Source organism: Pedobacter zeae (assembly GCF_014196715.1).
In the GTDB taxonomy this organism is placed as follows: Bacteria; Bacteroidota; Bacteroidia; order Sphingobacteriales; family Sphingobacteriaceae; genus Pedobacter; species Pedobacter zeae.
Genome location: NZ_JACIEF010000002.1, coordinates 61,441 through 73,766 on the forward strand (window position 1 = coordinate 61,441; position 12,326 = coordinate 73,766).

At 40.8% G+C, this 12,326-nt stretch carries 10 protein-coding genes; 8 read left to right on the forward strand and 2 right to left on the reverse strand.

What is annotated here, in order from left to right; all coding sequences use genetic code 11:
* Positions 1 to 170: 170 nt before the first annotated feature.
* A complete protein-coding gene (locus GGQ60_RS06880) occupies positions 171 to 1,469 on the forward strand; it encodes an erythromycin esterase family protein (protein WP_183761480.1) in 1,299 nt (432 codons plus the stop codon).
* Between the two features lie 68 nt (positions 1,470 to 1,537).
* Here the strand turns inward: GGQ60_RS06880 and GGQ60_RS06885 are convergent, their stop codons facing one another.
* Positions 1,538 to 2,215, reverse strand: a complete 678-nt coding sequence (locus tag GGQ60_RS06885; protein ID WP_183761483.1) for a LytR/AlgR family response regulator transcription factor — start codon at positions 2,213 to 2,215, stop codon at positions 1,538 to 1,540.
* Positions 2,212 to 3,300 (reverse strand): sensor histidine kinase, encoded by a 1,089-nt coding sequence (locus GGQ60_RS06890; RefSeq protein WP_183761486.1) that lies wholly within the window; start codon positions 3,298 to 3,300, stop codon positions 2,212 to 2,214. Before GGQ60_RS06890 ends, GGQ60_RS06885 begins: the two co-directional genes overlap by 4 nt.
* A 202-nt stretch (positions 3,301 to 3,502) precedes the next feature.
* Here GGQ60_RS06890 and GGQ60_RS06895 point away from each other — a divergent pair, with 202 nt between their 5' ends.
* The 7 genes from GGQ60_RS06895 (at position 3,503) to tcmP (ending at position 12,324) form a co-directional block, all read left to right on the forward strand.
* Positions 3,503 to 4,816, forward strand: coding sequence for a hypothetical protein (locus GGQ60_RS06895; protein ID WP_183761491.1), 1,314 nt, complete (start codon positions 3,503 to 3,505; stop codon positions 4,814 to 4,816).
* Between the two features lie 12 nt (positions 4,817 to 4,828).
* Positions 4,829 to 6,133: a cation:dicarboxylate symporter family transporter gene (locus tag GGQ60_RS06900; protein WP_183761494.1), complete on the forward strand. Its 1,305-nt coding sequence runs from the start codon at positions 4,829 to 4,831 to the stop codon at positions 6,131 to 6,133.
* 11 nt (positions 6,134 to 6,144) lie between these two features.
* A complete protein-coding gene (gene pckA / locus GGQ60_RS06905; protein ID WP_183761498.1) occupies positions 6,145 to 7,737 on the forward strand; it encodes a phosphoenolpyruvate carboxykinase (ATP) in 1,593 nt (530 codons plus the stop codon).
* An 8-nt stretch (positions 7,738 to 7,745) separates the two neighbouring features.
* Positions 7,746 to 8,972 (forward strand): cation:dicarboxylate symporter family transporter, encoded by a 1,227-nt coding sequence (locus GGQ60_RS06910; RefSeq protein ID WP_183761501.1) that lies wholly within the window; start codon positions 7,746 to 7,748, stop codon positions 8,970 to 8,972.
* Between the two features lie 31 nt (positions 8,973 to 9,003).
* Positions 9,004 to 10,581, forward strand: a complete 1,578-nt coding sequence (locus GGQ60_RS06915; RefSeq protein WP_183761504.1) for a malate:quinone oxidoreductase — start codon at positions 9,004 to 9,006, stop codon at positions 10,579 to 10,581.
* A 188-nt stretch (positions 10,582 to 10,769) separates the two neighbouring features.
* A complete protein-coding gene (locus GGQ60_RS06920) occupies positions 10,770 to 10,928 on the forward strand; it encodes a hypothetical protein (RefSeq protein ID WP_183761507.1) in 159 nt (52 codons plus the stop codon).
* A gap of 316 nt (positions 10,929 to 11,244) precedes the next feature.
* Complete coding sequence (tcmP, locus tag GGQ60_RS06925) at positions 11,245 to 12,324, forward strand: three-Cys-motif partner protein TcmP (RefSeq protein ID WP_183761510.1); 1,080 nt, start codon at positions 11,245 to 11,247, stop codon at positions 12,322 to 12,324.
* The last annotated feature ends 2 nt before the right edge of the window (positions 12,325 to 12,326 follow it).

Below are 12,326 nucleotides of genomic sequence, written 5' to 3' on the forward strand. Positions count from 1 at the left end.
TTCCAAAAATCGCTAAAATAGTTGAAATAGTTTTTACCGCCCGACTAACCTCCCGTTTTGCACGACGAACAGGCGCCCAGGTTGATTGATCGTGCAGGCAAAGCCTGTAGTCGGATTTTTTTCATGCTACCGGTAAATGCTCATTCTTTTGCTTCATAAAATAATACATCATGAAACACATTACCTTAATAAGCATTTGCCTGGTCATCATTTTTCTGTCCAACAGCCAGGCCGTCTTCGCCCAGCAAAAAGATACGGTGGCGAAATTAACTGTTGTCCAAAAAAAATCGCTGAAGAACGTCTCGCTTGAAAGCTATGAAAAATTTAAAGCCTCCGTTAAACCCTTAATTGCCGAAATGGGGGAGAAGCAGATTGTAGGCCTGGGAGAAGGAACGCACGGAACGGCAGAGTTTTATAAACTCCGGTATTATATCAGCAGGATATTGATCGAGGAAAAAGGATTTAATCATGTTGCTTTCGAGAATGATGTTGCCGAGATGTGGTTAATGAACCAGCAGTTAAACCAGGCAACCGATGTTACTGCGTTGATGAAAAAATACATGATCGGAATCTGGCAGAACAAAGAAACAAAGGAACTGCTGGATTGGATCAGGGTATATAATCAAAGCCACAAAAAAAAGGTTTCGGTAAACGGTATAGACTTCCCGGTTCAAAAGCCTGACGTTGATATGATCACGCTTTTGCTTAAAAAAGCAGGTATGAACAGTTTCCCGAAAGCAGTTGAGCGTTTGAGTGCTGCTGCCAATCTCCAAGATGCGGCCTGGTTTGGCATGAACCAAAAAGATTTTAAGGTAGATTGGAAGTTACTGAACCAATATTGCGGCCAGGCCTATTTCACCGCCGATTCCCTGGAACAGCAAGTTAAAAAAACAGAAATGGAAACAAGCCTCCGGTCTGATCTGCTGTTGGCGATTAGCAATCTTAAACAGGGATTTGAGCCGTTTAAGCCAAAATCCCAATATGTACCGAGAGATAGCATCATGGCCCACAATACCGCTTTGATGATAAAAGGAAAGGAAGATAAAGTGATTATCTGGGCACACGATGCCCACCTTGGGAAAAAAGAGATATATGATAATTCTGTTGGCGGAACGGGAAAATACCTGCTAAAACTATTTCCCAACAATTATTTCGTTCTGGGTACAGGGACGGCGATCGGTGAATTTGGGGCAACAACCGATGCGCGGGCTGTAAACACCACTGTGATGTTGCCCTATCAACTAGAAGAGCCGATCAAAGGTTCATGGGAGGAATTACTGGGTACATTGACCAAAAAAAACGTCTATTTCTTCACTAAAGCCTTTAACCCCAATAACCTGGTCAAACCACAGCGATTTGTAGGCTATGGTACCAAAAGCAGTGTGAGTTTGTACGATAAGGTGAATTTGGCAGCGTTATATGATGCTTTTCTTTTCATTAAAGAAAGCCATGCACCAACGGCGCTTTGATTTTGGCAGGTAATGTGTGCTTCCAAAACAAAAAACCTGAACCCCAAACCAGGTGCTTTTAAGCAGTTTTATTTTAACAAATCTTTATAGGTTCTTCCAATGGGTAATTGCTTGCCGCCTTTTACCTGAACACTTTGGGCACCTATGGAGACAATATCTTTTTTTCTTACAATATACGATTTGTGAATGCGGACAAATCCCAGTTCGCCATTTTTGTTCATGAAATCTGAAAGCCGTTGTAATACAAGATACTGCTTAAACCTGGTTACGATTTTAATATATTCACGAAATCCTTCGATCCACTGTATATCATCCAATAAAACCCTATTCAATTTGTAGTCAGATTTAAATGTCAGGTAGGATTGTTCTGCTTCAGATGCCGAAAATTTCAAATAGTCAATAGCCTTTTGAACTGCTTTTTTGAACCGGTCAGGAAAAACAGGTTTAACCAGGTAGTCGATAACGTCCATATCGAAAGCTTTGGCAGCATAGGTCGGATCAGCAGTAATGAAGATACAGAGTTTACCTTTTGGAACCAATGCCAGGAAGTCTGTTCCGGATAAGCCAGGCATCTCAATATCGAGGATCAATAGTTCTACAGATTCCAATAATAGGTCATCCAGGGCTTCTCTGGGATCTAAAAAGGTATCCATGAGTTCAATTTCGGGCATGTCCAAACAATATTTTTTGATGAGTTCCAGCGCAGGAGCCTCATCATCAACATAAATGGCCTTTATCGGTTTCATAAATAGATGTTTAAAATTGCTTTGTATACACTACCATCATTACTGCTTTCAAATTTATAATTACTTTGATAATGGTTTTCGAGAATATTTTCAAGCACTTTCATGCCTACACCACGATAGGTGGTATCATCGCTGTCGATGATTTTATTGGAGATTGAATTTTCAATGTAAAATTCCAGCTGAACGTCAGAAATACTCACGGATGCTTTAATTCTGGCCGTCTTGTCGGATCCGATAGCTGCATATTTAATGGCATTTTCAAACAGCGTGAGATAAATCGTTGGTGGGATTTCAACAATTTCAAATAGATTATTATCCGGGAAAGATAGAACGATATCTAATTCGGAGCCATGTTTTAGTTGATAGAGGCTATTTAAGGCGATAATCATTTGCAATTCCCGCTCTACCGGTATGGTGTTTTTAGAAATTTCGTAAGTCGTATACTGCATCAATAGGCTTAACTGCTTAATTAAATTGGCCGAGCTTCCATCTGTAGCATAACTGTGCGAATAGATATTATTCAGGGTATTAAACAAAAAGTGAGGATTTATTTTTGATTTTAGCAGTTCGAGATCTGCTTCTTTTTTTCTCAGGCTGAGTTCTGCAAGTTCACGCTCCGCAATTAGTTTGTATTTTGAAATGCCCTGAATGGAGGGAACTAAAATGATGATGATCTGCATCAGGTAAATCATAAAGAGATAACCACCATTAATCTCCGCCCCGAAAAGTTGAGGCTCAATGAGTATCCTCACCAAACTCGAAATTACAAAAATAGCCGCAATATAGCGTACATATTCCCCATAGCGCTTCGTCTGGTAATACGCTGGTACCAAAACGCTAAAGCATAATAAATAAACAGGGATGTTAATGCAAAGCATAAATAACAACCGCAGTGCTGCCTCTTTTAAGTCCCAAAAGTTCAGATAAATGTAACCGCTTACCGATAAGAATACCAGCCAGAAGACAATGTGCTGAATGATAATTAATCCGGGCCAACGGCCATTGACTAAGAAATGCATCACTTTTTTATCAAAAGAGAGCCTAAGCACCAAAATCAGGAGTATCAGGTTAACCAGCAGATTCATTTATAAGGGGCTTGAGTTGTTGTTTGTTAATAATTCGTGTAGTTTATTGATATAAATCTTCTTAAGCTTAAGATAGGTGCATATTTATTAACCCGTTACAATTATTCGTACCGGAATTAACCAAATATAGACAACGGATTAACATCCGCCTAGTTGAGATTAAATGAAGGCTAATATCCCTATTTTTTTTATAAACGACGGCATGAGCCTATCATTTATCAGGTGCTCATTAGTCATTTTCCTTTTTGTGGGGAGCTGGTTAACCGTAAATGCCCAGGAAAAAAAAGCCAATAAGCCACTAAAGTATTACTTGAACGATGATAAAACACATTTTATCGCATTTTCAGGTTATGCGCAGATTTGGGCAAGATATACCGAGCTGAATCCTGGCAGTAAGGTAAATGAAAGTGCCGTAAAATCAACCGCTGATATTTCTTTAAGAAGGCTTCGCATGAAAATGGTGATCGCGCCAACGGATCGGCTCACCATGGTTTTTCAGGGAGGAACAACCAACCTGACCTATCTTTCTGATCAAGAAAGTGCTTTTGAATTACTTGATGCCTATGGCGAATATAAACTGAGCAACAAATTTACTTTAGGGGCAGGCAGGTCTAACTGGAAAGGGCTTACCCGCTTTGCTTCCGGTCCAACGGCTACTTTATTGTATGATGTACCTTTTATCATGCTGGGTAATGTAAACAGAACAGATCTTACCCTCAGGAACCTGAATGTTTTTTTTAAAGGCCAGCTGGGAAAGTTAGACTACCGGTTTATCGTCGCTAAAACTTACGTACCCCAAACCGGGAAGCCTTTGCCAGACATTTCTACCTTTAATAACCTGGAGGTTAATCCCAACTTTTCATCGTATTTCAAATGGCAGTTTTTTGAAAAGGAAAACAGTACGCCTACATCGCCGGGAAGCTATTTAGGTAAAAAAAAGGTATTGAGCCTTGGCGTAGGGATGGAATATCAGAAAGACCTGCTCTGGAGCCTGAAATCCGGAGATACCCTGCTAAATGATATGAAACTGTTCTGCGCAGACATTTTCTTCGATACCCCGGTTAACCTGAGCAGGGGAACATCATTTAATTTTTATTCAGCAGCATTTCTTCATGATTATGGACCGGGCTACATCAGAAACCTGGGAATAAACAATATTGCAAACGGAACGGATAGTAAACAGGCGGCCTTCAACGGGGCTGGCAATAGTTATCCGGTTGTAGGCACCGGGCATAGCTTTTACCTGCAATCTGGTGTCACCCTCCCTTATTTCAATCAGCAAAAGAAAAGCCTGAGGCTGATGCCTGCTTTCGGTATTCAATATTCCAGGTTTGAACGTCTCGCCGACCCTATGATCAGTTACGATTTAGGACTTACCTTATTATTAAAAGACCATGCATCGAAACTTGTTTTTAATGCTCAAAGCAGGCCCATATATACCGATCAGGGTAATGGGCTAAAAGTATCTGACCGGAAAATGATGTTCGTTTTAATGTACCATATCAATATAGACTAATAAAAAAGAGCCATGTTAATCGAAAAATTACCTCAAACATTAGATCAGCAAACCCAGGCGACCCGTCGCATTTGGATGCGAATTGCAACCAACCTTACTTTTTGGGTGCTCATTGCCATTATTGCTGGCGTTCTATTGGGCAGTATTGCCCCCGCAATTGCTGTTAAAATGGAAATTATCGGTAAAACTTTTATCGATATTATTAAACTCTTTATCGCCCCGATTATCTTTCTGACCATTGTTTTGGGTATAAGTGGTATGGGCGACCTGAAAAAAGTAGGCAGAATAGGCATCAAATCCCTCATTTATTTCGAAGTGGTTTCCACTTTTTCACTCGCCATAGGCATTGGCATGGCTGTTCTTTTTAAACCGGGTAACATCGATAAAGCCAATTTGCAGATTCAAAATGCCTCGAAGTATACCTCATCACCGGAAAAAGGTTTTGACTGGGTACATTTCTTTATGAATAACCTCACCATCCAGGTATTACTGGTTGCCATAATTGTCGGAATCGTCCTTAACTATTCCAAACACCGGAAAAAAGCAGTTGTTGGCTTAGAATATTTATCTAAAAAAGTCTTTTTGGGCTTAAAATATGTCATGTATCTCGCACCGCTTGGTGCTTTCGGTGGGATGGCTTATACCATTGGCAAATTCGGACTTCATACCCTCATCCCCCTGGCTAAGCTCATGGGAACGGTTTATCTAACCATGGGGCTGTTCATATTTATAGTTCTGGGTGGTATTATGAGATACTACAAAATGAGTATCTGGAAATTTATCAAATACATTAAGGAAGAGTTATTGCTGGTATTGGGTACATCTTCTTCCGAATCGGCATTGCCTTCGATTATGCAGAAACTCGAAAAGATGGGCTGCAGCAAATCTGTTGTTGGGTTGGTTATTCCAACGGGCTATTCTTTTAATCTGGATGGTACTTCAATCTACCTTTCTATGTCCATCATATTCCTTGCCCAGCTTTACGGGGTCCACCTATCGATATGGGAGATGTTAAGTATCATCGGGATCCTGATGGTCACTTCCAAAGGTGCAGCTGGGGTAACAGGTAGTGGCTTTATTGTTTTAGCCTCAACACTTGCAGCTATCCATAAGATTCCGATAGAAGGACTGGCCTTTCTTTTAGGGGTAGATAAATTTATGAGTGAAGCACGTGCATTAACAAACATTATTGGTAATGGGGTGGCTACAATCGTAGTTGCGCAAAGCGAGCGGGAGTTTCATCCGCAAAAAGAAAGTGATGTGCGATCAGATGTAAATCAGAAAAATAGTGTCATAAAAAAAGAATTGGTATACTAAAATCAGATCAAATGAATACAGCAGAAACATTTCATGAATTAGGATTCAGGCTTTATGGTAAGTATGTTCATTACCAATTAGAAGCCGCGCAACTCGTCAGGCAGACATTAGAAAGGGGCCAGGGGATTTTGAATCATACGGGAGCGCTGTGTGTGGATACCGGAAGTTTTACCGGCCGATCACCAAAAGATAAATTTACCGTAATCGACGAAACGACCAGCGATACCATTGACTGGGGGGAGGTAAACCGACCGATCTCGAAGGCTCATTTCGATATTTTGTATAAAAAAATGAGAAGCTACCTTGCTGAACGTGAAGTTTGGGTGAGAGATGTTCATGCCTGCGCAGATGCAAGGTTTGGATTAACCATCCGTGTGGTTAATGAAACGCCATGGGCAAATCTATTTTGCCATAACCTTTTTCTTAGGTCCGATGCACACCATGTGCTCAGCCCCGATGCGGAATGGCTTATTTTGCAGGCCCCAGGTTTCTCAGCCGACCCACAGACCGATGGGACCCTCCAAAAGAATTTTACGGTAGTTAATTTCAGTCGCAAGACCATTTTAATTGGCGGAACGGCCTATACCGGCGAAATGAAGAAAGGGATTTTTAGTGTATTAAACTATGTTTTGCCGTTACAGCATAATGTTTTAAGTATGCACTGTTCGGCCAATGAAGGTAAGGATGGTAAAGTGGCGCTGTTTTTTGGCCTTTCAGGCACAGGGAAAACAACCCTGAGTGCAGATCCCAACCGTTCATTAATAGGTGATGATGAACACGGCTGGTCTGATGACGGTGTGTTTAATTTTGAAGGAGGGTGTTACGCGAAAGCGGTAAATCTCGACCCTCAGAAAGAGCCTGAAATTTTCGGAGCCATCAAACCCGGGGCACTACTGGAGAACGTAGTTATAGATGGTAATGGACGCGTAGATTTTTCGGATATTTCCAAAACCGAAAATACAAGAGTAGCCTATCCCATTCAGTTTATCAAAAATGCTAAAGAACCATCATCAGGGGGTATACCAAAAAATATATTCTTCCTCACCTGTGATGCCTTTGGAATACTCCCGCCAATAAGTAAGCTCGACAAGGGGCAGGCCATGTATCACTTTATTTCTGGTTATACCGCAAAGGTGGCAGGTACAGAAATGGGGGTGTCAGAACCGCAGTCGACCTTTTCTGCATGTTTCGGAAGGGTGTTTTTGCCCCTTCATCCTTTAAAATATGCCGAGCTGTTAGGCGAAAAATTGGATGCAAACCCCGAAATTAAGGTGTGGCTGGTCAATACCGGATGGATTGGTGGCCCTTATGGAATAGGAAACCGGATCAGTCTAAAATATACACGGGCACTTATTACCGCAGCCATGAACGGTAAATTAGACGATGTTACATTTTTGAACCACCCGGTATTTAAGGTTTCGGTACCGCAGCATTGTGAGGGCGTGCCAGCAGAAATCCTGAATCCGCGGGATTTATGGGAGGATGTTCAGCAATATGATCGCAAAGCAGCCGAACTGGCTGTGCTTTTTGAACAACATTTCTCTAAATACATTGCCCATGCAAGTGAGATTATTAAGAATGCTGCCCCTGTATTGTTAGATTAACAGGCAGATTGATTATATTCATAGATAAGAAAATTAATACATTCATTTTGAAGCTGATCGGTAAAATAGACCTGGTTGTAGATAAACTCAATCAATATTTGAGCTTACAAATTGTTCTTGCGATTGTAGCTGGGGTTTTCTGTGGCATTTTTTATCCAGCTACTGCTGCTAAAATGCAATGGATAGGGAGTGTTTTCGTTTCTGCTATTGAGCCTTTTGTAGCCCCGGTGATCTTTCTAACCGTTGTAACCCTATTCGGCGGTCTCGACAACCTGAAATCAATTGGGCAAATTATCATAAAAGCCCTCATTTATTTTGTTTTGATCAGCACAGGTGCTATCCTTTTCGGTATTGGTATTGCCCTGTTAATCCAGCCAGGAAAGATTAATAAAGCGCTGCTTTCTGAAATTTTACCGGGGCAGTTAATTACCAGTCAATACCCCCAATGGGTAAATGTTGTACTTCAGAACAGCATGTTAATATTACTGCTTACAGCGGTTATTCTGGGCTTAATCATTAATCAGTCCGGACTTAAAAGAAAAGCAACTGAATTTTTCGATTTGCTCAGGAAGTTTGTCATGAAATTGCTGCGGTATATTTTTGTGTTTGCACCATTCGTTGCCTTTAGCGGTATAGCCTATACGGTAGGCCGATACGGAATGGATAGCCTGCTACCCATCGGGAAGATGCTCGCAGGAACATACATCGCTATGTTTCTCTTTGTTTTCTTAGTTCTGGGGTCCATCTTGCTGGTACTCAGGGTGAACATCGTTAAGTTTATTGCCGCGATCAAAAACGAGCTGTTATATGCATTGGGTACCTCTTCCTCCAGCTCGGTAATTCCCTTATTAATGGACCGCCTGGAAATTATAGGTTTGAAGCGCGATGTGGTAAGGGTAGTAACCGTTACAGGAAACTCATTAAACCTTAATGGTACCTGCGTTTACCTGGGTATGTCTGTCATTTTTTTAGCCCAATTATACAATATAAACTTCTCATGGGCCGAACTGTTAAATATAGTAATGATCATCCTGCTCACCTCGAAAGGTGCAACCGGTATTCCTGGCACGGGCTTTCTGGCCTTGGTAACCACGGTAAACAGTATTCATCTCATTCCGGTTGAAGGGCTTGCTGTATTACTTAGCATCGACCGGTTTATGAGTGAAGCCAGGGCAATTACCAACACCATTGGGCATGGTGTGGCGGCGCTCGTTATTTCTAACACCAAAAAATAAAAACATTTAACGTATTAAGATTAATTTTAGCATGAAAAATATACTATTCATATTGCTTATTTCGGTAACTATAATGGGTTGCAGAAATAAAGAAGCGCAGGAGCAAACCGATGTGGTGCTGGTTGGGGCAGGAATAATGAGTGCAACACTGGGCTCAATGATCAAAACACTGGATCCAAAATTAAACATCAACATTTATGAAAGATTAGACCTTGTTGCTGCTGAAAGCTCTGATGCGTGGAATAATGCCGGAACCGGCCATTCTGCGTTCTGCGAGCTCAATTATACCCCTGAATTGCCAAACGGGCAAATTGAATTTAAAAAAGCAATTTCCATTAACGAGCAGTTCGAGGTTTCTAAACAGTTCTGGGCGTATATGGTTAGCGAGGGCAAGCTGCCGGCACCAAGCTCGTTTATAAACAATGTGCCACATATCAGTTTTGTGTGGGGCGATAAAAATGTACTTTACCTGAAAAAACGCTACAACGTTTTAAGTAAACAATTGCTTTTTAAAGGGATGAAGTATTCAGAAAACTACGATACGCTAGCCAAATGGATGCCTTTGGTAATGAAAGGCAGAAGCCGTAAACAGAAAGTTGCTGCAACCTATATGTCAATCGGTACAGACGTTAATTTTGGCAGTTTAACCCGCGGCCTGATCTCCTCCTTAAAAAAAGAAAAAGGGGTTAAGGTAGCGTTGAATCATGAGGTGAAGAATCTTAAAAGAAATCCCGATGGCACCTGGTTGGTAACGGTTACCGATCTCAAGACTGGCAAAGATAAGTACATCAGCGCAAAATTCGTTTTTATTGGCGCTGGGGGCGGGGCCTTAAGGCTGCTGCAGAAATCCAAAATACCCGAAGGAAAGGGTTTTGGCGGGTTTCCGGTGAGCGGAGAGTGGTTGGTTTGTAACAACCAGAAAATCGTAGAAAAGCATATCTCCAAGGTATATGGAAAAGCAGGAGTAGGGGCGCCACCCATGTCGGTTCCACATTTGGATACCAGGATCATAAATGGAAAAAAGGCACTGCTTTTCGGTCCCTACGCCGGGTTTTCTTCCAAATTTTTAAAACAGGGTTCTTACCTTGACCTTACCCGGTCTATAACCCTGAAAAATATGTGGCCTATGCTGTCGACCGGGATGGATAATATACCCTTAACCAAATACCTGATAAGCCAGGTTACCCAGTCAGATGAAGACCGTTTAAAGGCGCTAAAAGAATATTTTCCTGAAGCTGAAGCCAAAGACTGGAAACTCGAAACCGCAGGGCAAAGGGTACAGATTATCAAAAAGGATAAAACTCATGGAGGTGTTCTTCAGTTCGGTACAGAGGTAGTGAGCGCACAGGATGGCAGTCTTGCAGCCCTTTTGGGTGCCTCGCCCGGGGCATCAACATCTGTCGACATTATGCTCACCTTGCTCAAACAATGCTTCCCGAAAGAGGTTGCCTCCAATGCCTGGCAACTGGGATTGCGCAAAATGATCCCATCCTACGGTAAAATGCTTTCGCAGGATGTGGCGTTGGCCAACCAGGTAAGGTCTTCTAACAGCAAAACTTTAGGATTGAATTTTTTTGTGCTTGATCATACGTGGGAAACAGGCAAGTAGGGGCCGATTGATTTTGCATCATCATCATTTATCGGTATAGAAGGATAATTTTGGTTCTTATTTCTGGGTAAGGGAAACTAAAACGGGGGTTAGGTAGGGCTTGGTTAGAGAATTTTGATACCCGACGCGAGTGCCATCTGTGGGAATTTGGGGCAACAACCGATGCCCGCGCTATAAATACCACTGTGATGTTGCCCTATCAACTTGAAGAGCCGATTAAAGGTTCATGGGAGGAATTACTGGGTACATTGACCAAAACAAATGTCTATTTCTTTACCAAAGCCTTTAACCCCAATAACTTGGTCAAAGCACAGCGATTTGTAGGCTATGGACCAAAAGCAGTGTGAGTTTGTGCGATAAAGTGAATTTGGCAGCGTTATATAATGCTTTTCTTTTCATTAAAGAAAGCCATGCACCAACGGCGCTTTGATTTGGGCGGGTAACGATTTACTTCCGAATCAAGTTAACTAACCGGAGAAAAACGTTTTCAAATTTGTATAATTCCGACTATATTGTATTTGATAAGATATAGCTCTCATATGGATTACCTAATCTTTCCTATTCAAATTCGGATGATTATTCGACTTTTAGATATAAAATACTCGTTTCGATTAAGATTTACGGAGACATTTTGTTTTACTAAAAATATTAGTATATTTGATTATGGCAGGTAGAAATCTGTTTAGGAAGCCGTTTGATGAAGGTACAGTTGTTAAATTAAAAATCTACACAGATTATCTTAAAGAGTGGGCACCAGTGTTTTTTTCCAAGAAAGAGCCTATATGGAAAACGGTTCAAATTTTTGATTTTTTTGCCGGGCAAGGAAAGGACTCTTTGAATAAACCTGGGAGTCCGCTTATTGCATTGAACGTTGTTAGGTCATTTGAGAAAGTGATTTTAAGCCGAGGTCTTACTGTGATTCTCCATTTTAATGAGTTAGAAGAAGACAATTACCTGTCTTTGAGAGATTGCTTAGCTGGTATAGAAGGGAATTTTATTATAAAAACTTACAACAGAGATTTTAAAAGTCTGTTTAATGAATATTATGAGTCAATGAAACATTCAGCTAACTTTCTTTTCTTAGATCAAAATGGAATTAAAGAAATTACTTCCGAGCTTTTTGTTAAAATCATTGCCCTTAAGCAAACAGATTTTTTGTTTTTTATCTCTTCATCATATTTTAGAAGATTCGCAAATACTCCTGAATTTCAGAAACATTTTCCTTTTGATCCGGTTGAAATGCAGACTATAGATTACTACCACATTCACCGCAAGGTATTGGCGCATTATAAATCACTTATTCCTAGGAATAAAGTTTATTATCTTGCACCTTTTTCAATCAAAAAAGAAAGAAATATATATGGCCTCATCTTTGGGACGCGACACACCTTAGGTATTGAGAAGTTTCTTAGTGTTGCCTGGAAAAACGATCGTCTAAGGGGAGAGGCAAACTATGATATCGATAGTGAGCGGATCAATGAACAAACTCCGAGTCTTTTTCCTGAATTCGATATCCCTAGTAAGCGAGAGTTTTTTGAAAAAAAACTTCGGCAGAGAATACTGGAAGGTGAAATCAAAATGAGAAATCAAGCATACCTTTTCACATTGAACGAGGGTTTTTTACTTAAAGATGCAAATACAGTCTTAAGGAAAATGGTTGCAGAGAAAAAAATAAAATCTGTTATTGATTATATTTCCACAGATTTGCACAAAAATAGAAAAGACGTACCTATAATAATTTAATT

Excerpts from the sequence above, each read along its gene's own strand:
- pckA (WP_183761498.1), top strand. The coding sequence starts at position 6,145 with ATGAATACAGCAGAAACATTTCATGAATTAGGATTCAGGCTTTATGGT.
- GGQ60_RS06880 (WP_183761480.1), top strand. The coding sequence starts at position 171 with ATGAAACACATTACCTTAATAAGCATTTGCCTGGTCATCATTTTTCTG.
- GGQ60_RS06890 (WP_183761486.1), bottom strand. The coding sequence starts at position 3,300 with ATGAATCTGCTGGTTAACCTGATACTCCTGATTTTGGTGCTTAGGCTC.
- GGQ60_RS06900 (WP_183761494.1), top strand. The coding sequence starts at position 4,829 with ATGTTAATCGAAAAATTACCTCAAACATTAGATCAGCAAACCCAGGCG.
- GGQ60_RS06915 (WP_183761504.1), top strand. The coding sequence starts at position 9,004 with ATGAAAAATATACTATTCATATTGCTTATTTCGGTAACTATAATGGGT.
- GGQ60_RS06885 (WP_183761483.1), bottom strand. The coding sequence starts at position 2,215 with ATGAAACCGATAAAGGCCATTTATGTTGATGATGAGGCTCCTGCGCTG.
- GGQ60_RS06920 (WP_183761507.1), top strand. The coding sequence starts at position 10,770 with ATGTTGCCCTATCAACTTGAAGAGCCGATTAAAGGTTCATGGGAGGAA.
- tcmP (WP_183761510.1), top strand. The coding sequence starts at position 11,245 with ATGGCAGGTAGAAATCTGTTTAGGAAGCCGTTTGATGAAGGTACAGTT.
- GGQ60_RS06895 (WP_183761491.1), top strand. The coding sequence starts at position 3,503 with ATGAGCCTATCATTTATCAGGTGCTCATTAGTCATTTTCCTTTTTGTG.